This window comes from Rhizobium sp. CNPSo 3670, assembly GCF_057784555.1.
This window is the reverse complement of sequence record NZ_JBXSOL010000024.1, coordinates 55,780-77,376: the sequence shown is the minus strand read 5'-3', so window position 1 is coordinate 77,376 and position 21,597 is coordinate 55,780. Positions and strand designations below refer to the sequence as shown.

Sequence of the window (21,597 nt, the reverse complement as noted above, 5' to 3'; positions counted from 1 at the left end):
GGCGCGTTTTCTGTTTACGCTTTCGGCTTGCCGGGTGCGATAAAGGCGTTAATCGCCGCCTCGTCATGGCCGGCTTCGCGTAGGAAGCGGCTCGCGAATTCGATGGCAGGACTTCTCAATGCATCGTCCGGCCGGATCAGGTGAAAAGCGACATGGGAATCGAGGGTACGCTGTGACACTGCGACGACGCGCCCGGCGGCTAGCGCGGCATCCGACAGCGGCGGCCGTGCAAGCGCAATGCCGAGCCCTTGCGCGCAGGCGTCGACCACCAGATTGTAATCCTCGAAGCGTCGGTCCTGGCCGCGCGGCGTATAGTCGACGCCCTCACGCGCTAGCCAGCGGCGCCAGCCTTCGATATTGGAGTCGTGAAGGATCGGCAGATCGAGCAGCGAAAGAGCATCCGAGCGTTGCGCGAGTCGTGCTGCCATTGCCGGTGAGGCGATCGGAAAAGATTTCTCCTGCCAGAGCGGCAGGGCGCGCACGCCGGCCCATGGTCCCTTGCCGCAGCGGATGGCAAGGTCCGTGCCTTCGCCGAAGTCCGCAAGGCGGTGTTCGAGCGTCAATTCGACGTGCAGCTCATTTCCTTCGAGCTTTGCCAGGCGCGGAAACAACCATAGAGAGGCGACGGACGGAGTAACTGAAAGGCGCACTACCGCCTTGTTCGGCCGTGGCAGCCAGCGCTCGCCGGTGTTACCGAGCAGGGAAAGGGCTTCCTCGGCACGGACGAAGAAGCGCATTCCCTCCGGGGTGAGGCGCACACCGCGAGCTTCACGCGCGAAGAGCCGCACACCCATCCAGCGCTCGAGCCGCGAGACCTGCCGCGATACAGCGCCATGGGTGATTCCGCTTTCCTCGGCCGCGGCCGAAAACGATCCGAGCCGAGCGGCGCGGGCAAAGGTCTCGAGCGTATCGAGCGGGGGGAGCACTGGCGAGCTGTGAACCATGCTCACATTTGATCATCGATTGCGGTGCTTTTCAAGCATGCATCGAAAGCCTTATTCATTGTCGCAAGCACATATGGAGGTGAACATGAGCATGGCGGCAAGCGCACCAGTTTCGGCAAAACAGCAAAGCGGCTTCGATCTGATCGCCTTTGCTGCGATTGTCGTCACCATTCTCTTCTGGGCCTCTTCCTTCGTGGTGATCCGTATCTGTCTCGGGCCGCTGACGCCGATCGAACTGGCAACGGCGCGTTATGTGGCGGCAGGCGTCCTCGCCCTTTTCTATCTCGCCACCTACCGGCCGATGCCGGAAAAGCGTGACTTCCTCCGCCTCTCGGTGGCTGCCGTCCTCTTCATCGCTGCCTATGCGGTTCTCCTGAACACCGGCGAGCAGACTGTGGCGGCGGGGCCGGCGAGCTTCATCATCAATACCATGCCCGTCTTCACAGCCCTGATTGCCACATTCGTGCTCAGCGAGCGCTTCGGCCGCTGGGGGTGGGTTGGCACCGCGGTTTCCTTCGGCGGCGTGGCGCTGATTGCGCTTTCCTCCGACGGCGGCTTCAAGCTCGATCCGAACGCCGTGCTGATCCTCGGCGCAGCGCTCTGCTCGGCGATCGCCAGCGTGCTGCAGAAGCCGCTGCTCGCCCGCCTGCCGGCGCTTGCCGTCACCGCCTGGATCCTGTTGATCGGCTCCGTGCCGCTGTTTCCGGCCGTCCCGTCAACGATCCGCGCGCTGGCCGCGGCGCCGGCAGAGGTCAATTGGGGCGTTGCCTATCTCGTCATCTTCCCGACTGCGATCGGCTATCTCACTTGGGCCATCGCATTGAAGCGGCTGACGGCCGCTCGCGCCTCGAATTTTCTCTACGGCGTCCCGCCGGTCGCAACGCTGATCGGGTTCGTCTGGCTGGGCGAGACGCCGACGGCGCTGGGTGCTGCCGGCGGCGTGATGGCGATCCTTGGTGTGCTCGTGGTCAATGTGATGCGGAAAAGATAGGTGCATCGGACCGCCGCCACATCAAGGTGACGAAGTCTCGCTGACAAATAGGCATTGCGCCGCCGTTCGCTTTATTTAAAAACGAAAGCAGAGCGAAAGGGGCACCGATGTTCTTGACCGACCGACAAACTGAAATCGTGGCGATTGCGAAATCGAGCGGCAGGGTTCTGGTCGAGGAGCTTGCCTCCCGCTTTTCGGTGACGCCGCAAACGATCCGCAAGGATCTGAACGATCTCTGCGATGCCCAGGTGCTGACACGCATCCATGGCGGCGCCACGTTTCCAAGCGGAACGGAGAACGTCAAATACGAGGCGCGGCGGCAGATTGCCGCTTCCGAGAAGCAGGCAATCGGTATGGCGGCAGTCGAGCTGATCCCGAGCGGAGCCTCGCTCTTCATCAACATCGGAACGACGACGGAAGCGGTGGGCGAGGCGCTCGCCAATCATCACGAGCTGATGGTGATCACCAATAACATCAACGTTGCCAACAGGTTGCGTCTCTTTCCGGCAATCGAGGTGGTGATCGCCGGCGGCGTCGTACGCGGCTCGGACGGCGGCATCGTCGGCGAAGCGGCGGTCGATTTCATCCGCCAGTTCAAGGTCGATTATGCCGTCATCGGCGCATCAGCGATCGATATCGACGGGGCGCTTCTCGATTATGATTTTCGCGAAGTGAAGGTCGCCCAGGCGATTATTGCCAATGCCCGGCATGTCATCCTCGTTGCCGATTCGACGAAGTTCGAACGCACCGCGCCGGTCCGGATCGGCCAGCTTTCCCAGGTCCATACCTTCATCACCGACCACTGTCCGGTACCGTCGATTCGTAATCTCTGCCTCGAAAACAATGTGAAGCTGATCGAAACGAGCACCAGATCGCGTTAGTCATGCGAATGGAGCAAACATTCGTTTGACATTCGCATTCCTTTCGTTTTAACTGTTCTCACTTTCGCAATCGCGCAGAATTTGTGCGATGCGAAATTGGCAGCGGGCTCGGAGGGGGCAATTGGGCCGGGAGATACACGACATATTCGTCATCGGCGGCGGCATCAACGGCTGCGGCATTGCGCGCGACGCCGTCGGGCGCGGCTATTCCGTCGCGCTGGCGGAGATGAACGATTTCGCCTCCGGCACCTCGTCCGGCGCCACCAAGCTGATTCATGGCGGCCTGCGTTATCTCGAGCATTATGAATTCCGCCTGGTGCGTGAATCGCTGATGGAGCGCGAGATCCTCTGGGCGATGGCGCCGCACATCATCTGGCCGCTGCGCTTCGTACTGCCGTATCACAAGGGCGGCATCCGCCCGGCCTGGCTGATCCGGCTCGGCCTTTTCCTCTACGACCATCTCGGCGGCCGCAAGCTGCTACCTGCGACTTCAGTGCTCGACATGCGCAAGGACCCGGCCGGCAAGCCGCTGAAGGCGCTGTTCACCAGGGCGTTCGAATATTCCGACGGCTGGGTCGATGATGCCCGCATGGTCGTGTTGAACGCCCGCGACGCTGCCGACAAAGGGGCGACGATCATGCCGCGCACCAAAGTAGTGTCGGCGCGACGCGAGAATGGACTCTGGCACATTGAAACGACCGATACGGTCACTGACCGCAATGACAGCCATCAGGCCCGCATGCTGATCAATGCCGCCGGTCCCTGGGTCGATCATGTGATTCGTTCCGCCTTCGGCCAGAACGAGGCCCACCACGTTCGTCTCGTTCAGGGTAGCCATATCGTCGTCAGGAAGAAGTTCGACGACCCTCGTGCCTATTTCTTCCAGAATCCCGACAACCGCATCATCTTCGCCATCCCCTATGAGGGCGATTTCACCCTGATCGGCACCACCGACCGCGACTACACCGCCGATCCCAAAGACGTCCGGATCTCCGAGGAGGAGACGGTCTATCTCTGCAATGCAGCGTCGGAATATTTCAAGGAACCGGTCAGGCCGGAGGACATCGTCTGGACCTACTCGGCAGTCAGGCCGCTTTTTGACGACGGCGCCTCAAAGGCGCAGGAAGCGACGCGCGATTATGTGCTGAAGCTGGAGGACGAAGCCGGGGCCGCGCCGCTGCTCAACGTCTTCGGCGGCAAGCTCACCACCTATCGCCGGCTTTCCGAACATGCGCTGGAGAAGATCGGCGCCGCGATCGGTGTCAAGGGTGCTCCTTGGACAGCCAAAAGCCATCTGCCCGGCGGCGACTTCCCGGTCCGTGGCTACGAAGCGGAGGTCGCCGGTCTGAAGCGGCGCTATCCGTTCCTTGCCGATGCACACGCCCGCCGGCTGGTGCGCCGCTACGGCACCCGGGCTGTGACATTGCTCGGCGCTGCCCGCGGCCGTGACGACCTCGGACGGCTGTTCGGCGGCGATCTCTACGAGGCTGAGGTCAAATATCTCGTCGAGCATGAATGGGCCCGGCACGCCGAAGACGTGCTGTGGAGGAGAACAAAGGATGGTCTGCGCCTATCGAAGGAGCAGGCCCAGTCACTGGAGGAGTACATGGCTGCCATACCGGCGATGGCCGGATAGGCGGCATGTGGTCCCCGCTGCGTGGAGGCAGGGGAATCGGAATGCTGGAACTGCGAAACGCCGCCAAGATGGTGGGCGCGGACTATCATATCTATCCGACCGATCTGGTCCTTGAGCGGGGCACGTTGAATGTCCTGCTCGGGCCGACGCTGTCGGGCAAGACGTCGCTGATGCGGCTGATGGCCGGGCTTGATCGTCCGACCGCCGGCTCCGTCCATTTCGACGGCGCCGATGTCACCGGCATGCCGGTGCAGAAGCGCAATGTCGCCATGGTCTACCAGCAGTTCATCAATTATCCCGCACTGACGGTATACGAGAACATTGCTTCGCCGATGCGCATCTCGGGCAAGGATGCCGCTACCATCGACCGCGAAGTGCGCAAAGCGGCCGAACTTTTGAAGCTGACGCCCTATCTCGATCGCACGCCGCTCAATCTGTCCGGCGGCCAGCAGCAGCGCACCGCGCTTGCACGTGCGCTCGTCAAGAATGCCAGCCTCGTTCTGATGGACGAGCCGCTTGCCAACCTCGATTACAAGCTGCGCGAGGAACTGCGTGAGGAACTGCCGAAGATCTTTGCCCAATCCGGCGCGATCTTCGTCTATGCGACGACCGAACCGTCAGAGGCGCTCCTGCTCGGCGGCAACACCGCTACACTGAACGAAGGCCGGGTAACCCAGTTCGGGCCAACGATCGATGTTTACCGCCGCCCCGCCGATCTCACCACAGCCGGCATCTTTGCCGATCCGCCGCTGAATATCCTCGACGTGACCAAATCGGACAACGTCTTTACGCGTCCGGGCGGAGCGGCACTTCCGGTTCCCCCGCATCTGGCTGCCGTGCCGGACGGGCCGGTGACTGTCGCATTTCACCCGCATCACCTCGGCTTCAAACCGCAGACCGGTGAGGCTGCCCGCCTGCAGGCGCGCACGCTGGTTTCGGAGATCACCGGCTCGGAGAGCTTTGTTCACCTGGACTATGACGGCGTGCGCTGGGTGATGCTCGCCCATGGCATTCACGACATCGACCCGGACATGGAGATAGAGGCCTTTCTCGACACGCGCCACCTCTTGGCCTTCGGCGCCGATGGCGGCGCCATTGCCACGATTGGCCGCGCTACCGCTGAAGCCGGAAAGGTATAGGAGAGCACAATGGCACGCATTACGCTCGACCATATCCGCCACGCCTACGGAGCTAATCCGCAGACGGAGAAGGATTATTCGCTGAAGGAAGTCGACCACGAGTGGAACGACGGCGGCGCCTATGCGCTGCTCGGCCCCTCCGGTTGCGGCAAGACCACGCTGCTGAACATCATCTCGGGTCTGCTGCAGCCCTCGCACGGTCGCATCCTCTTCGACGGCAAGGATGTGACGAACCTGTCGACGCAGAGCCGCAACATCGCCCAGGTCTTCCAGTTTCCGGTCATCTACGACACCATGACCGTTTACGATAATCTCGCCTTTCCGCTGCGCAACCGCGGCGTGGCGGAGGCCGATGTCGACCGCCGCGTCCGCGACATTCTCGAGATGATCGACCTTGCCGGCTGGGCCAAGCGCAAGGCGCAAGGGCTGACGGCCGACCAGAAGCAGAAGATCTCTCTCGGCCGCGGCCTGGTGCGCAACGACGTCAACGCCATCCTGTTCGACGAGCCGCTGACCGTCATCGACCCGCATATGAAATGGGTGCTGCGCTCGCAACTGAAGCGGCTTCACAAGCAGTTCGGCTTCACCATGGTCTACGTCACCCACGACCAGACCGAGGCGCTGACTTTCGCCGAGAAGGTCGTCGTCATGTATGACGGCCAGATCGTTCAGATCGGCACGCCGGCCGAGCTTTTCGAGCGGCCGAGCCACACCTTCGTCGGCTATTTCATCGGTTCGCCCGGTATGAACGTCATGCCCGCCAAGGTCGAAGGCAGCGCCGTCAAGGTCGGAGACGAGGTTTTGACGCTGGACTACGCGCCGAAGACCGCTGGCAGTTCCAAGACCGAGCTCGGCATCCGCCCCGAATTCATCCGCCTCGGGCGGGAAGGCATGCCGGTCAACATCACCAAGGTCGAGGATATCGGCCGGCAGAAGATCGTCCGCGCCCGCTTCGCCGGCCAGCCAATTGCGATCGTCGTGCATGAGGATGCCGACATCCCCGCAGATGCCCGCGTCACCTTCGATCCGTCCGCCATCAGCATTTACGCCGACAGCTGGCGCGTCGGCAGGGAGGCCTGAGCCATGCAGAAGACGTGGAACAACAAAGCTTGGTTTCTGGTCCTGCCGGTGCTGCTGCTCGTCGCCTTTTCGGCCGTCATCCCGCTGATGACTGTTGTCAACTATTCGGTTCAGGATACGTTCGGGAATAACGAGTTCTTCTGGGCAGGCACCGACTGGTTCGTTCAGACGCTGCATTCCGACCGCTTCTGGGAAGCGCTCGAGCGCAACCTGCTCTTCTCCTTCATCATCCTGGCGCTGGAGATTCCGCTCGGCATCTTCATTGCTCTCAACATGCCGAAGAAGGGCATCGGCGTTCCGGTCTGCCTCGTTCTGATGGCGCTGCCACTGCTTATCCCGTGGAATGTCGTCGGCACTATCTGGCAGGTCTTCGGACGCGTCGATATCGGCCTGCTCGGCCATACGCTCGAGGGGCTCGGCCTCGATTACAACTACGTCCGCGATCCGGTCGACGCCTGGGTCACGGTCATCGTCATGGATGTCTGGCACTGGACGAGCCTCGTCGTGCTGCTCTGCTATGCCGGCCTCGTCTCGATCCCGGACGCCTATTATCAGGCCGCCAAGATCGACGGCGCCTCGCGCTGGTCCGTATTCCGTTACATCCAGCTTCCGAAGATGAAGCGGGTGCTGCTGATCGCCGTTCTCCTGCGTTTCATGGACAGCTTCATGATCTATACCGAGCCCTTCGTCGTCACCGGCGGCGGTCCCGGCAACTCGACGACCTTCCTGTCGATCGATCTCGTGAAGATGGCCGTCGGGCAATTCGATCTCGGCCCCGCCGCGGCGATGTCGATCATCTACTTCCTGATCATCCTGTTGCTGTCATGGATCTTCTACACTGTCATGACCAGCAGCGACGCCAACGCCTGAGAAAGGAGAGATCCATGGGTTCGACAAGGAAATACAAGCCCGCCGGAAATCTCTCCTGGGTGGTTACGACGCTCTACATCCTCTTTCTGCTCCTGCCGATCTACTGGCTGATCAACATGAGCTTCAAGGAGAATGCCGAGATCACCGGCGCCTTCTCGCTGTGGCCGCAAAACCCGACGCTCCGGAACTACGCCGTCATCTTCACCGATCCGTCCTGGTATAACGGTTACATCAACTCGATCATTTACGTGGTGATGAACACTGTTATATCGGTGCTTGCGGCGCTGCCGGCGGCCTACGCTTTTTCGCGCTACCGCTTCCTCGGCGACAAGCACCTGTTCTTCTGGCTGCTCACCAACCGGATGGCGCCACCGGCGGTTTTTGCGCTGCCCTTCTTCCAACTCTATTCCGCCTTCGGCCTAATCGATACCCATATCGCCGTGGCGCTTGCCCACTGCCTGTTCAACGTGCCGCTGGCGGTCTGGATCCTCGAAGGCTTCATGTCTGGCGTGCCGAAGGAGATCGACGAAACCGCCTATATTGACGGCTACTCCTTCCCGCGCTTCTTCGTGAAGATCTTCATGCCGCTCATTGCAAGCGGGATCGGTGTCGCCGCTTTCTTCTGCTTCATGTTCTCGTGGGTCGAACTGCTGCTGGCCCGCACGCTGACGACGACCGCGGCAAAGCCAATCTCGGCGATCATGACGCGCACGGTTTCGGCGGCCGGCATGGACTGGGGCGTACTGGCGGCAGCCGGCGTGCTCACCATCATCCCCGGCGCGCTCGTCATCTATTTCGTTCGCAACTATATCGCCAAGGGCTTTGCCCTGGGCCGCGTCTGAGGAGGAGACGGCCATGAATTTTACCTGGATGGCCTGGACGCTGCCGACGGCGCTCTTCTTCCTGACGATCCTTACGCTGCTCATCGCCATGAGCGTCTGGGAATATTTTTCGCCGGGCGGCACGCCGCGCACGGGCGTGCTGCGTTTCGAGACGACGCGCGGCGACCGGCTCTTCATTTCGCTGCTTGGCGCAGCGTTCATTCATCTTGCATGGCTTGGGCTCGCTGGGCCCAACCTGTGGTGGGCTCTTGCCATTTCCGTAGTCTATGCCATCGGCGTGTTCCGCTACGTGTAACGGCAAGGAGAAGACAGATGGCCGGGGGTACTGGCCGCCTGAGACGTAACTGCAATCGCAAACCCTGGGAGGATATTATGCGACGGCACTTATTGACGACGACAGCAGGCTTGCTGCTGGCGATGACAGCATCGGCCTATGCCGGTATGGACGAGGCCAAGACGTTCCTCGACAAGGAAGTCGGCGACCTCTCGACGCTTTCCCGCGCCGACCAGGAAAAGGAAATGCAGTGGTTCGTCGATGCCGCGAAGCCCTTCGCCGGCATGGACATCAAAGTCGTTTCCGAAACGATCACCACGCATGATTATGAATCGAAGGTGCTGGCTCCGGCCTTTACCGCGATCACCGGCATCAAGGTCACCCACGATCTGATCGGCGAAGGCGATGTTGTCGAAAAGCTGCAGACGCAGATGCAGTCGGGCGAAAACATCTATGACGCCTATATCAACGACTCGGACCTGATCGGCACCCATTGGCGCTACCAGCAGGCCCGCTCGCTGACCGACTGGATGGCCAATGAAGGCAAGGATGTCACCAATCCCGGCCTCGACGTCGACGACTTCATCGGCAAGTCGTTCACGACAGCGCCTGATGGCAAGCTCTACCAGCTGCCGGACCAGCAGTTCGCGAACCTCTATTGGTTCCGTTACGACTGGTTCAACGACGAGAAGAACAAGGCGGACTTCAAGGCGAAGTACGGCTACGATCTCGGCGTGCCGGTCAACTGGTCTGCCTATGAGGATATCGCCGAGTTCTTCACCGGCCGCGAGATCGACGGCAAGAAGGTCTACGGCCACATGGACTACGGCAAGAAGGACCCATCGCTAGGCTGGCGCTTCACCGATGCCTGGCTGTCGATGGCCGGCAACGGCGACAAGGGCATTCCGAACGGCAAGCCGGTCGACGAATGGGGTATCAAGGTCGACGAGAACTCCCGTCCGGTCGGTTCGTGCGTTGCGCGCGGCGGCGATACCAACGGCCCGGCAGCGGTCTATTCGATCCAGAAGTATCTGGACTGGATGAAGGCTTATGCACCGGCTGCCGCTCAGGGCATGACCTTCTCCGAATCCGGACCGGTCCCGTCGCAAGGTGAAATTGCCCAGCAGATGTTCACCTACACGGCCTTCACGGCCGACTTCGTCAAGGAAGGCCTGCCGGTCGTCAATGCCGACGGCACACCGAAATGGCGTTTTGCCCCGAGCCCGCATGGCGTCTACTGGAAGGACGGCATGAAGCTCGGCTATCAGGATGCCGGCTCCTGGACGCTGATGAAGTCCACGCCTGTCGATCGCGCCAAGGCGGCCTGGCTCTATGCCCAGTTCGTCACTTCCAAGACTGTCGACGTGAAGAAGAGCCACATGGGCCTCACCTTCATCCGCCAGTCGACGCTGGATCATAAGTCCTTCACCGATCGCGCGCCGAAGCTCGGCGGCCTGATCGAATTCTACCGTTCGCCGGCCCGCCTGCAGTGGTCGCCGACCGGTACGAACGTTCCTGACTATCCGAAGCTCGCGCAGCTGTGGTGGCAGGCGATCGGTGACGCCTCCTCCGGCGCCAAGACGGCGCAGGAAGCGATGGACTCGCTTTGCTCCGAACAGGAAAAGGTGCTGCAGCGCCTGGAACGCGCCAAGGTTCAGGGCGATATCGGCCCGAAACTCGCCGAAGAGCATGATCTCGCTTATTGGAACGCGGATGCGGTGAAGAAGGGCAACCTTGCACCGCAGCTGAAGATCGAAAACGAGAAGGAAAAGCCGCAGACCGTCAACTACGACGAGCTCGTCAAGAGCTGGCAGAAGAAGTAAGGCGGACCGTGGCCGGAGGCGACAAGGTCTCCGGCCACCACTTCCTGCCACCGGCAGCAAGCCGGTGGCCCTACAATCTTTCTCTTATGAAACCTCCGCATCCTGCTGCTCCGCAGCGGGCTGAGCTGTTTCGTGCGAGCCGGAGACGGATATGAGCGGCTATATTCTTTCGATCGACCAGGGCACGACGTCTTCACGCGCCATCATCTTCGATGGCGACATGAAAATGGCCGGCTCGGCGCAGGCGGAGATCACCCAATATTATCCGCAGCCCGGATGGGTGGAGCATGACGCCGCCGAAATCTGGCAGTCCGTCATCGACACGGTGCGCAAGGCGATCGCCGATGCTGGTATTGACGCCGCCGTGATCGCGGCAATCGGCATTACCAATCAGCGCGAGACGGCGGTCGTCTGGGATCGCAGGTCCGGCACGCCGCTTCACCGCGCGATCGTCTGGCAGGACAGGCGCACGGCCGAAATGTGCGAGAGCCTGAAGGCTGACGGATATGAGAAGCTGTTCAGCGCCAAGACCGGCCTGCTGCTCGACCCCTATTTCTCCGGAACGAAGCTGCGCTGGCTGCTCGACAATGTCGATGGCCTGCGGGAGAAGGCGGAGGCAGGCGAGGTCTGCTTCGGCACGATCGACAGCTGGCTGATCTACAAGCTGACCGGCGGCCGTGTGCATGCCACCGATGCGACCAATGCCTCGCGAACGCTGCTCTATAATATCGATGACGGCGCCTGGGACGAGGAGCTTCTCGGCATTCTCGGCATTCCCTCAGCCATGCTTCCCGAGGTCAAGGAATGCGCCGATGATTTCGGCCGGGTCGACGAAGCTCTGTTCGGGGTCGCGCTGCCGATCCTCGGCGTCGCCGGCGACCAGCAGGCGGCGGCCGTGGGCAACGCCTGCTTTGACCCCGGCATGATGAAATCCACCTATGGCACCGGCTGCTTCGCTCTGCTCAACACCGGCCGGGACCGTGTTTCCTCCTCCAACCGGATGCTGACGACCATTGCCTGCCGGCTCGACGGTGAGACGACCTATGCACTCGAAGGCTCGATTTTCATTGCGGGTGCGGCCGTGCAATGGTTGCGCGACGGCCTCGGCATCATCAGCCAGGCATCCGAGGCTGGGGTTCTGGCCACCAAAGCAGATCCCGGACAGCAGGTCTATATCGTTCCGGCTTTCACCGGCCTCGGCGCGCCCTATTGGGATCCGGCCGCGCGTGGCGCGATCTTCGGCCTGACGCGGAACAGCGGCCCGGCGGAATTTGCCCGCGCGGTGCTTGAATCCGTCGCCTATCAGACGCTCGACCTGCTGGTGGCGATGAAGAAGGACTGGGGCGCCAACCAGCTGGAAACCGTATTGCGCGTCGATGGCGGTATGGCGGCTTCGGATTGGACGATGCAGTGCCTTGCCGACATTACGGGAAATCCCGTCGACCGCTCGGCCATCCGGGAGACGACGGCGCTTGGAGCCGCCTGGCTCGCTGGCTCGAAAGCCGGTATCTGGCCCGGCAAGCGCGAGTTTGCCGAGGCCTGGGCCTGCGACCGCCGCTTCAGTCCTTCAATGGAAGAGACCGAGCGGCAGGGCAAGATCATCGGCTGGAAAAACGCCGTATCGCGGATGATCTCGGAAACCTCGGCGGGCTGACATATTCGGCGAATACGGCAGCTCTCACGCGCGGCTGGCGGCTTTCCTGTTGATGAAGCTCAGCGCAAGCACGGCAAAGATCAGCGTGCCCGTGCCGACCTGCTGCCAGTAGAAATTCAGATCGGTCAACAGCAGCCCGTTGGCAACGATGCTGAGCAGCAGCACGCCGAGGACGGTGCCGCCGACGTTCGGCCGCCCAAGCGGGCTGAGCGTCGTGCCGATGAAGGTAGCGCCGATGGCATTCAGCAGGAAGGCATTGCCGGAGGAGGGGATATAGACGGCAACGGTCGCCGTCAGGATCAAGCCGGCAACAGCCGCGATCAAGCCGACGATGATGAAGGTCGCGGCAATATGGGCCGATGCCGCGATGCCGGAATAGCGAACGACGGCCGGCTGGATGCCGATCGACAGGATGACGCGGCCGAAACGCGTTCGGGCAAAGACAACCGCGGCAGCAGCTATGATGAGGATCGCGACCGCGAGCGGCACCGGAAAGCCGCCGATCGTGCCGTGGCCGAGAACGCGGAAGGCTTCCGTCACACCGCTCGGCGGCAGGTAGACCGGGTTGCCGCCATTGGTCAGCAATTGCTGGACGCTGCGGCCGATGAACAGCGTGCCGAGCGTTGCAAGGAAGGGGGAGACGCCGATCCCTGAGATCAGCAGCGCGTTGAAGGCGCCGACGAGTGCTCCTGCCGCCAGTCCGGCAAGGGCGGCAATCGCCACCGGCTGACCCGCCAGGACGAGCGAGACGAAGGCGAAGCTCGCAAAATCCATCGCCGTTCCCACAGAGAGATCGATGCCGCCCGAGGAGACCGCGAAGGTCATGGCGATCGAGACGATGGCAAGCAGCGTGAAATTGTTGACCAGGACGCTCTGGAGGTTGGCAAGCGTCAGGAACGTCGGCGTTGCCGCGGAGAAGATGGCGAACACCGCGACGAGCGCGAAGATCAGCCCGTAGCGCACCACGCCGGCAGCGATAAGGCGCGGCAGATCGGTGACGGCTGATGCTGAAGTCTGGAGCGACATGATCAGGCCTCCTGACGGCGCAACAGGGTGGTCGCGGAGACCACGATGAGAATGAGCACGCCCTGGACGCCGCTGACCAGCGTGCTCGAAATGTTGAGCAGCTGAAAGCCGTTTGTGAGAAAGCCGACCAGCAGGGCCGAGAGGAATGTGCCGGTGATCGTGGGAACCAGTCGGCGCGAAAACACCGAGCCGAGGAGGGCGGTGACGACGACGGGCAACAGCATCTCGCCGGAGCCGGTCGTGCTGCCGCTGAGATAGGAGACGGACAGGATGCCGGCGATGCCGCCGGATATACCGCTGGCGACAAATGCGCCTGATAGTAGCCGGCGAAGCGGCAGGCCGGCGGCGCGCGCCGCATCCGGGAACTCGCCGACGGCATAAAGGCGCAGGCCAAGCGGCGTATATTGGACGATGGCCGTTGCAAGTGCCGTGAAGCCGAGAAGCACATAGGCAAGAACCGGCAGGCCTAGGGGATCAGATGCCGAAAGCGCCGAGAGGAAAGGCGTGGAGGCCGGCAGCACGGTATTCTGGGTCAGCACCAGTTCCAGGCCGGCGACGACGTTCATCACCGCAAGCGTGGCCAGCAACGGAACGATGCCGGCATAGACGACGGCAATGGCGTTGACCGTGCCGATCAGCGCCCCGGTCCCGATCGCCGCCGGGATCGCCGCCGCGTCGCCGTAGCCGAGTGGGGTCAAGGTGGCGTAGACGGCGGCGCTGAGGCCCATATTGGCCGCGAGCGAGAGATCAATGCCGCCGGTGACGACGTTGGAGCCACCGGCAATCAGAACAACCGTCAGCCCGATGGCGAGTACGCCTGATATGGCGGATTGGCCGAGCACGTTGCCGATATTGCCGACGCTGAGGAAGTAAGGTGCGGTGAGCGAAAAGACGATCAGAATGGCTCCAAAAGCGATGAGTGATCCGAAACGCAGCGCCGCAGCCGCGATGTTGCCGGCCGGCCGGGGCGGCGGTTCTATTGCCGAAAAGCCGGCAGGCGCGAATTCCACTTCAGCCGACATGGCGCTGTCCCTCCGACGATCCGGTCGATTCCGCCAGTACGGCATCCGCCGTGGTCTCCGACGAGATGAATTCTCGCACCACACGACCGCGGAAGAGCACGAGGATACGATCGGTGATGCCGATGAGTTCGGGCAGATCCGAAGACAGCACGATGACGCCGGCGCCCCGCGCCGCAAGTTCGCCGATCAGCGTATAGATCTCGACCTTGGAGCCGATGTCGACGCCGACCGTCGGCTCGTCGAGGAGATAGACTTCGGAGTGTCGGCTCAGCCACTTGGCGATCGCCACCTTTTGCTGGTTGCCGCCCGAGAGCGTGCGCAAAAGCGCATTGCGCCCGCTGGCTTTCACCTGCAACCGAGTGATCAGGGCATCGATCTCGCGCTGCTCGCGCTTGCGATCGAGAAAGCCGAAGCGTGTGAAGCGGGCGAGGCTGGAAAGGCTGGTATTTTCCGCGACACTGAGATCGAGCGCAACGCCATGGCGGCGCCGATCTTCCGGCACCAGCGCGATCTCGTGGCCGGCCGCCTTCGTTGGATTGGCAAGACGGGCCGGTTTGCCGTTGATTTCGATGCGGCCGGAAGAGGGTGACTCCAGACCGAAGAGGGCACGAACCAGTTCCTTTGCGCCGGAGCCGAGCAGGCCGGTGAGGCCGAGCACCTCGCCGCGGCGAAGCGAGAAGCTGATGTCGCTGTATTTTCCCGGCGCCGACAGCTGCTCGATCTTGAGGATCTCTTCACCGGGCGTAACCTCAGGCTTCGGAAACATCTCCTTGATATCCCGCTCGACCATCAGCCGGGCGATCGCCGCGGCCGAAGTCTCGCCGATCGGCACGGAAGCGACATCAAGTCCGTTGCGCAGCACGGTGACGTGATCGCAAAGTTCCTCGATTTCGTTCAGATAGTGCGAGATGTAGATGATGGTCACCCCTTCATCGCGCAGGCGGCGGATCAGCCGGAAGAGGATATCGGCCTCACGGCGCACCAGTGCCGCCGTCGGCTCGTCGAAGACGAGCACCTTCGGCTGGTTGAGGAGCGCACGGGTGATCTGCACGATCTGCTTTTCGGCGGTCGACAATTCGCTGATCAGGGCAGTGTTTGGCAATCGGACGCCGAAATATTCGTTGAGGATTTCGGAAGCGCGGCGCTGCATCAGCCGCCGGTCGAGGAAGGGCGTGCCCGATATGCGCGGTTCCCGGCCGAGGAACAGCGCTTCACCGACGGTGAAGGTCGGCACCAGCAGCCGGTCCTGGTGAATGAAGTGAATGCCGAGCTCTTCGGCAAGATGCGGCGTCAGCCTGTCGAACGTCTGTCCTTCGATCTCTATCCGTCCGTCATCCGGCTGATGGAGGCCGGCAAGCAGCTTGATCAGCGTCGACTTGCCGGCACCATTCTGCCCGACAAGACCGTGGATTGTTCCGCGTTTTACGATCAGCGACGCGCCTGCCAACGCCTGCGCGCCGCCGAAACGTTTGACGATGCCTTCGAAGCGTATGATATCGCCTCGCGCCGTCACCGGCTGCTTGAAGGAAATGGCAGTCATGCAATCCATCCCGACGTGGTGGCCAATCTTGAGCGGTCCGGCATGGCCGGACCGTCCATCAGGTTGCGTCAGCCAATGCCGAGTTTCTTGGTGACTTCGCCGACATTGAGCTTGTTGGCCAGAAGTGCGGGAACATAGGTCTCGCGCGGCAGCGTCTGGCCGGCGAGCAGCTTTGCGACGTTGCGGATGGCGGTGCGGCCAATTTCTGCCGGCTGCTGCGCGACATCGGCGCCCGCAGGCGAGTTCGGATCGGCGATGAGCTGCAGTACCTCGGGGCTGCCATCGACGCCATAGGTGCGGATTTCGGTCCGCCCCGCTGCCGTCAGCGCCTGGGTCGCGCCGAGCTGGGGAATGTCCCAGGCCGACCAGATCGCCTTGATCGAGCCCTTTTCCGGGTACTTGTTGAGGATCGCCGTAATCTGCGTGAAGGCATCCTGTACGGTGTTCGGGATGACGTCGCGCAGTTCCGGCTGGAGGATCTTCACCTTCGGGAAATATTTGAGGACATTGACCAGCTGGTCGTAGCGGATCGCGCAGGGGGTCACGCCATAGAAGCCGTTGAAGACGACGATATTGCCTTCGCCGCCGATATCGGAGACGAGCTGCAGTGCCAGATCCTTGCCGATGCCCCAATTGTCGGACGTGGTGTTGTTGATCGAGTTGGTCGAGCCGACGTCGACGGTCAGAACCGGGATGCCGGCGTCACGCGCCTTCTTAAGCCAGGGATCGATGACGCTCAGTGTGCCGAGGATCTGAACGATCGCATCCGGCTTCTGGGCGATCAGCGTCTGAAGCTGCGAAACGAGCTTGCCGTCATTGCGTCCCGCATCGACGGCGATCGGCTCGCCGCCGAGACGCTTCACCTCTTCGATCTGGGCATTGTAAGCCTGCAGGTCGAAGAAATGATCGGTGCCGGTCGCACTGATGGCAATGCGCTTGCCTTTCAGAGACGGCTCTTCGGCCGCAAAAACCGGCGTCTGCCCGATGAGCGAAGCACCGGCGACGGCAGCCCCGGCCGCGGCGGACAGTTTCAACAGGTCTCGTCTTGCGAGACCGCTTCCGGATTTTTCGATGGTCATTGCCACTCTCCAAATTGATCTATTTCTCTAAATTAAGTGTACTAATACGAATGAGGAGAAACGAATTTCCAAAAAGATCATCTCAGGGGAAAAGAGTGGACGGAGCAAAAGCGTATTCCTGGCTGCGATTTGCCGTGGCCGGGAATGCTTTCGAATGCGGCGCGCTGTTGAGAGCGATCCGACGGTCTGGAGCCACCGATCAGGAAGAAACATGCATTGCATAATTCTTGCGCATGCGACCAAATTTGCCGAGGATGAACGCCTGCTAGGCCGTGGTGCCGTGTGGCATGACAGGGGGTCATAAAACCACGATTTAAATGGGCGCGGTCGGGATTTATCCCACGACGTCGATATCCAGCGCGAAGCTTGGCTTCCATTTGGCGCGCAACTTGCCTCTTCCCTGCCAGGGAGAATGAAACAATGCCCGATATCGACCCGCAGATTTTCTCAATAAGCCGGCCATCCCTTGGAGGCTACAAGGCCTTCGTCCAACGCGACATGATCGTTGAGACCTATCGCAGCGCTGCGGGACAGATGGTTTCGAAGGGCTCGCTTCATAGAATTTCGATTAACCGTACGGCGCACGGCAAATATGCCTATCGGCTTGGAAGCGGGGCGTTCCGCAAAGTTGAAAGGCCGCCCTTCACCCTGGGATTTCAACCGGCTGCCACGGTCCTTGAAGTCGAGGGCGATGCGGCGGATTATATCTCGATCTTCCAGTCACCTGCGCTCTACAGCAGCCTCGGGGGCTCTCGCTTCGATCCGGAGCATTGGGATAGTGATGCCCTGAGCGCGACGACTGATCCGACAACGCTGCAGGTTGCGCTTTCTCTTGCATTTGCCGTCGAGAAGACCGGGCGCGACGACCTGCTTTTGATGCAGCATCTGGGAATGGCGCTCGCCTGTTGCGTTGTAAAACTGCTGGGCGCCAGACCTGAGGCCGGCAATCGTCCGCTGTCATCGGAAAATCTCCGGCGCGTGATCGATTACATCGAGAACCTGCTTGGCAAATCCGATCTGAGCGTGGAGGAGCTTGCTGGCGTGGCCCATATGAGCCCCTTTCACTTCAGCCGGGAATTCAAACGGGCGGTGGGCGTGGCGCCGCATCGCTTCGTCCTCGAACGCAGGATCGAGCGGGCGCGACTTTATCTTGCCGATGGCAAGGAGACGCTTGCAAGCATCGCTTACGCCACAGGCTTTTCCAGCCAGGCGCATTTCTCCAGCGTCTTTCGCCGCCTGATGGGGGCGACACCGAAGGAATACCAGCGTTCGGTCCGTCTTTGAGCCGGCGCCCGTCGGTGGCGAATCAGCAATTTTGCGAAAGATAACCGCACGAATTTGAAATCTCTTGAGGCTGTGGTCTGCGAGGCTTTTCCCATCAGGAGGCCTGTATGACCGCTTTTGCCCAAACCAATCCGATCACCGACATCTGTTTTTTGGTCGAGGACATCGAAAGAGCGTCTGCCTTCTATATCGAGCGGCTTGGCTTCAGGCCGCGCCGCCGCGCTCCCGGCTTTGCCGATTTCAAAGGCGCGGGCGTGACGCTGGCGCTCTGGGAGATCGCGCATATCGCCGAGAATACCGGTGTCTCAAGCCGCCGGGCTCCTCCGGGCGTACACAAGGCCTGCGCGGCCATCGAGCTTGCCTCGCCAGAGCAGGTCGATGCTGCCTATGCGGAGCTGGAGGCTGCCGGCGTGCTCTTCCACGCGCCGCCGCAGAATTACGCCTGGAATGCGCGATGCTGCTATTTCGCCGACCCCGACGACAATCTCTGGGAGATCTATGCGTGGTCTGAAGGCGGCCCGATCGGCGACATCGAACCGCGATAACGAGCATAAGCGGCCCAGCCAGCCGTCCGGCAAACCAACTAGGGGAAGGCAAGCAAATGAACGGGTATGACAAACAAATCATGGTCGGCAGACGTAGCGTCCTGAAGAGTGGAGCCTTTGCTCTTGCCGCGGCGACGGCGGGGATCAGCGTGTTCGTACCGCGTCATTCGAGCGCCGCCGCATCCAAAGTCGTCATCAAATACGATTGGTTGATGAGCAATGGACAGATCGGCGATATCGTTGCCGCCAAGCAAGGCCTGTTTGAGGCCGAGGGTCTCGACGTCGAGTTCTCCCCTGGGGGTCCGAATTCGGCAACGGTGCCGCCTGTGATCACGGGTGATGCGCAACTCGGTCAGTTCTCGGATTCGGCACAGCTTCTTCTTGCCCGGTCATCCGGCGTGCCGATCAAGATCTTCGCCTGCGGTTTTCGCATGGCGCCTTTCGCCTTCTATTCGCTGCCCAAGGCGCCGATCCGCACCGTCAAGGATATGGTCGGCAAGCGTATCGGCATCCAGCCGACGGCCCGTTACGTGCTCGATGCCATCCTGCTGAAGAACAATATCGATCCTTCGAGCCTGGCCATTACCAATATCGGTTTCGACATGACGCCGCTGATGACCGGCCAGGTCGATGCGGTCACCGGATGGATCACCAACACGCAGGCCCTTTCCGTCATCGGCCCCGACCGCATCGATCTGATGATGAAGGACACGGGCCTGCCATCCTATGCCAATGTCTATTTCGCCACCGACGATGCCGTGACCGGCCATGCCGAGACGCTGGCAAAGGTGCTGCGTGCCGTCGCCAAGGGTTGGGCCTGGACGCATGAACATCCCGAAGAGGCGGTGAAATTGACGGTGGAGGCCTATCCGCAGCTCGATCTTGCCGTGGAACTGAAGACGGTGCCGCGCATATTGTCGCTGAGCTTCGACGCAGAGACCGGCAGGGAAGGCTGGGGCAGCTTCGATCCAGCCGCTCTCGCCGAGCAGATTTCCGTCTACGACAAGATCGGCCAGTTCAAGAGCGGCGCGCCGAAGCTGGAGGATTGCTATACGACTGAGATATTGGCTATGACGGCGGGTGACCGCCCAAAGATTGTGTGAGAGCGGATTTGCCTGAAGCAGTGGCCATCGAAACCAAGAATCTGGCTATCGGCTATGCTGGCGCTGTCGAGACGACCCGCATTCTGTCCGGCGTCGACCTCAGCGTCGGCAGGGGCGAATTTCTGACCATTCTCGGGCCTTCCGGTTGCGGCAAGTCGACCTTCTTGCGTGCGGTGGCAGATCTTCTTCCGACCCTTGACGGGCGGTTGTCGGTGCTCGGCAGGACTGCCTCTGAGGCGCGCCGGCGGCGCGAGGTCGCCTTCGTCTTTCAGGATGCAACGCTGTTACCCTGGCGGACCGTGAGGGAGAATGTCGCGCTGCCGCTGCAGGTGGGCAAGAAGAGCACCTCGCGATCGGTCGATCCGCGGCCCGACCATTGGATCGAGCTGGTCGGCCTGTCGCATCTGGCCGACCGCTATCCGCATCAATTGTCCGGCGGACAACGCCAGCGCGTCGCCATAGCGCGCGCGCTTCAATGCGAGCCGGATATCCTGCTCATGGACGAACCCTTCGGTGCGCTCGACGAAATCACCCGCGAACGACTGAACGATGAGCTTCTGGACGTCTGGCGCCGGACCGGCACGACCATCCTGTTCGTCACCCACAGCGTCGTCGAGGCGATCTATCTCGGCGAACGCGTGCTGGTCCTGGCCGCCAATCCAGGCCGCGTCCAGGCGCTGATCGACCTGAAACCGCTGAAAGACGAGCGCGGCCTCTGTCGGCGCGAGAGCCTCGATGTCCAGGAGACCGCCGCCCATTTACGAGCATTGCTGCAGGAGGGGAGTGCGGCTGCATGAGGCACCGTCCGTTGTCCCTCACAGAGGCGATCGGCCTTCCCTTTATCGGCGCCCTTTCGCTGCTCCTTGCCTGGCAATGGCTGGTGCCGGCGCTCGGTGTTCCCAGTTATATCGTTCCCACGCCGCTGGCGATCATGCGTACGCTTGGCATCGAATGGCGCCTCCTGCTGTCGAACGCCGTCCCGACATGGGGCGAGGCCGGCCTCGGCTTCCTCCTGGGAAATGGTCTCGCCGTGATACTGGCGGTTGCCTTTGTCTATAATCCGCGGTTCCAGGCCGCCTATTTTCCCGTTGTCCTGCTCTTCAACACGATTCCGGTGCTGGCGCTCGCGCCGATCATCATTCTCATCTTCGGCCTCGGCATGCTCCCGAAGGTCATCATCGCCGCTCTCATCTGCTTCTTCCCAACCCTGGTGAATACCGCCCGGGGCCTCAATCTGGCTACTGTAAGCGAGCTTGAGCTGATGCATGTGCTTTCGGCGAGTGGGTGGGAAACGTTCTGGCGCCTGCGCGCGCCACGGTCCGCCCCCTTGCTGTTTGCGTCGCTGCGCATTTCGGCAACCACCTGTGTGATCGGCGCGATCGTCGGGGAGTGGATCGGCTCGAACCAGGGACTGGGCGCTCTCATCATTCAGTCGACGTTCAACTATCAGGCGGAAAGGCTCTTTGCCGCCGTCGTGCTCGCTTCTCTCTCCGGCATCGTCTTTTTTGCCGTTGTTGCCCAGATCGAGCGGATTTTCCGTCGGCTGCATCAGGGGCAAAGCTGAGCCCCGGCACGAGCGAACGCCGCCCCGCGCTGCCCGGTTGGGACAGCATGCCGGCCGCCGTAGCAAGTCTTTCGGCGAAAAATGCCGCAAGAAGAACGCTGCGCCATGTTGCGGTGACAAGCGTCGTCGCCCGCGTCGACCGTAACATCTTGATCAACCCGGCCCACCCGGAATTCCCCCCGATCACCGCCCCCGTGTTCTGGGACCGCCGGGCATGTGACGGGGTTGGGGTTCAATCAACCTTTCCGCAGAGTAGACCAAAACGCCGGACGGATGAGACTTGGTCAGCAGATTATGATG

Annotated in this window: 20 protein-coding genes and 1 pseudogene; 16 read left to right on the top strand and 5 right to left on the bottom strand. The window is 61.6% G+C overall.

Going from position 1 to position 21,597, the window contains the following annotated elements; translation table 11 throughout:
- Nucleotides 1-14 precede the first annotated feature (14 nt).
- Nucleotides 15-944: a LysR substrate-binding domain-containing protein gene (locus AC13QO_RS22675; RefSeq protein ID WP_488541925.1), complete on the bottom strand. Its 930-nt coding sequence runs from the start codon at nucleotides 942-944 to the stop codon at nucleotides 15-17.
- Nucleotides 945-1,017: 73 nt separating this feature from the next.
- On the opposite strand from AC13QO_RS22675, the gene AC13QO_RS22670 reads away from it, so the two are divergent.
- From AC13QO_RS22670 to glpK, 10 genes are all read left to right on the top strand, one after another.
- On the top strand, nucleotides 1,018-1,935 hold the full coding sequence (locus tag AC13QO_RS22670; protein WP_097599748.1) for a DMT family transporter: 918 nt from the start codon (nucleotides 1,018-1,020) through the stop codon (nucleotides 1,933-1,935).
- Between the two features lie 107 nt (nucleotides 1,936-2,042).
- Nucleotides 2,043-2,816: a DeoR/GlpR family DNA-binding transcription regulator gene (locus AC13QO_RS22665; protein WP_085781425.1), complete on the top strand. Its 774-nt coding sequence runs from the start codon at nucleotides 2,043-2,045 to the stop codon at nucleotides 2,814-2,816.
- A 121-nt stretch (nucleotides 2,817-2,937) separates the two neighbouring features.
- Entirely contained in the window at nucleotides 2,938-4,452 is a 1,515-nt protein-coding gene (gene glpD / locus AC13QO_RS22660) for a glycerol-3-phosphate dehydrogenase (protein ID WP_488541913.1), read from the top strand.
- 41 nt (nucleotides 4,453-4,493) lie between these two features.
- Nucleotides 4,494-5,591 (top strand): ABC transporter ATP-binding protein, encoded by a 1,098-nt coding sequence (locus AC13QO_RS22655; protein WP_183704144.1) that lies wholly within the window; start codon nucleotides 4,494-4,496, stop codon nucleotides 5,589-5,591.
- A gap of 9 nt (nucleotides 5,592-5,600) precedes the next feature.
- Nucleotides 5,601-6,671: an ABC transporter ATP-binding protein gene (locus tag AC13QO_RS22650; RefSeq protein ID WP_488541912.1), complete on the top strand. Its 1,071-nt coding sequence runs from the start codon at nucleotides 5,601-5,603 to the stop codon at nucleotides 6,669-6,671.
- A gap of 3 nt (nucleotides 6,672-6,674) precedes the next feature.
- The gene (locus AC13QO_RS22645) at nucleotides 6,675-7,541 is read left to right on the top strand and encodes a carbohydrate ABC transporter permease (RefSeq protein ID WP_085781429.1); all 867 of its coding nucleotides are present in this window, start codon (nucleotides 6,675-6,677) and stop codon (nucleotides 7,539-7,541) included.
- A gap of 14 nt (nucleotides 7,542-7,555) precedes the next feature.
- A complete protein-coding gene (locus AC13QO_RS22640) occupies nucleotides 7,556-8,383 on the top strand; it encodes a carbohydrate ABC transporter permease (protein ID WP_085781430.1) in 828 nt (275 codons plus the stop codon).
- Between the two features lie 13 nt (nucleotides 8,384-8,396).
- Nucleotides 8,397-8,678, top strand: a complete 282-nt coding sequence (locus AC13QO_RS22635) for a DUF2160 domain-containing protein (protein WP_097599743.1) — start codon at nucleotides 8,397-8,399, stop codon at nucleotides 8,676-8,678.
- Between the two features lie 77 nt (nucleotides 8,679-8,755).
- On the top strand, nucleotides 8,756-10,480 hold the full coding sequence (locus AC13QO_RS22630; RefSeq protein WP_183704147.1) for an ABC transporter substrate-binding protein: 1,725 nt from the start codon (nucleotides 8,756-8,758) through the stop codon (nucleotides 10,478-10,480).
- 151 nt (nucleotides 10,481-10,631) lie between these two features.
- Nucleotides 10,632-12,134: a glycerol kinase GlpK gene (gene glpK, locus AC13QO_RS22625; protein ID WP_488541911.1), complete on the top strand. Its 1,503-nt coding sequence runs from the start codon at nucleotides 10,632-10,634 to the stop codon at nucleotides 12,132-12,134.
- Nucleotides 12,135-12,158: 24 nt separating this feature from the next.
- Here glpK and AC13QO_RS22620 read toward each other — a convergent pair whose 3' ends face one another.
- From AC13QO_RS22620 to AC13QO_RS22605, 4 genes are all read right to left on the bottom strand, one after another.
- Nucleotides 12,159-13,160, bottom strand: a complete 1,002-nt coding sequence (locus AC13QO_RS22620; protein ID WP_488541910.1) for an ABC transporter permease — start codon at nucleotides 13,158-13,160, stop codon at nucleotides 12,159-12,161.
- Nucleotides 13,161-13,162: 2 nt separating this feature from the next.
- Nucleotides 13,163-14,182: an ABC transporter permease gene (locus AC13QO_RS22615; RefSeq protein ID WP_488541909.1), complete on the bottom strand. Its 1,020-nt coding sequence runs from the start codon at nucleotides 14,180-14,182 to the stop codon at nucleotides 13,163-13,165.
- On the bottom strand, nucleotides 14,172-15,722 hold the full coding sequence (locus AC13QO_RS22610) for a sugar ABC transporter ATP-binding protein (protein WP_488541908.1): 1,551 nt from the start codon (nucleotides 15,720-15,722) through the stop codon (nucleotides 14,172-14,174). The genes AC13QO_RS22615 and AC13QO_RS22610 overlap by 11 nt, the downstream gene beginning before the upstream one ends.
- 68 nt (nucleotides 15,723-15,790) lie before the next feature.
- A complete protein-coding gene (locus tag AC13QO_RS22605) occupies nucleotides 15,791-16,801 on the bottom strand; it encodes a sugar ABC transporter substrate-binding protein (protein WP_488541907.1) in 1,011 nt (336 codons plus the stop codon).
- A 420-nt stretch (nucleotides 16,802-17,221) separates the two neighbouring features.
- On the opposite strand from AC13QO_RS22605, the gene AC13QO_RS22600 reads away from it, so the two are divergent.
- The 6 genes and pseudogenes from AC13QO_RS22600 to AC13QO_RS22575 form a co-directional block, all read left to right on the top strand.
- Nucleotides 17,222-18,085: a helix-turn-helix domain-containing protein gene (locus AC13QO_RS22600; protein WP_488541906.1), complete on the top strand. Its 864-nt coding sequence runs from the start codon at nucleotides 17,222-17,224 to the stop codon at nucleotides 18,083-18,085.
- Between the two features lie 107 nt (nucleotides 18,086-18,192).
- Nucleotides 18,193-18,630 carry a VOC family protein gene (locus AC13QO_RS22595; protein ID WP_488541905.1) on the top strand — a complete coding sequence of 146 codons (438 nt, stop codon included), beginning with the start codon at nucleotides 18,193-18,195 and terminating at the stop codon, nucleotides 18,628-18,630.
- 56 nt (nucleotides 18,631-18,686) lie between these two features.
- Nucleotides 18,687-19,733 carry an ABC transporter substrate-binding protein gene (locus AC13QO_RS22590; RefSeq protein ID WP_488541904.1) on the top strand — a complete coding sequence of 349 codons (1,047 nt, stop codon included), beginning with the start codon at nucleotides 18,687-18,689 and terminating at the stop codon, nucleotides 19,731-19,733.
- 8 nt (nucleotides 19,734-19,741) lie between these two features.
- Entirely contained in the window at nucleotides 19,742-20,530 is a 789-nt protein-coding gene (locus tag AC13QO_RS22585; protein WP_488541903.1) for an ABC transporter ATP-binding protein, read from the top strand.
- A complete protein-coding gene (locus tag AC13QO_RS22580) occupies nucleotides 20,527-21,297 on the top strand; it encodes an ABC transporter permease (protein ID WP_488541902.1) in 771 nt (256 codons plus the stop codon). Before AC13QO_RS22585 ends, AC13QO_RS22580 begins: the two co-directional genes overlap by 4 nt.
- 23 nt (nucleotides 21,298-21,320) lie before the next feature.
- Nucleotides 21,321-21,509: pseudogene (locus AC13QO_RS22575) on the top strand (hypothetical protein); the annotation flags it as partial.
- Nucleotides 21,510-21,597: the final 88 nt, after the last annotated feature.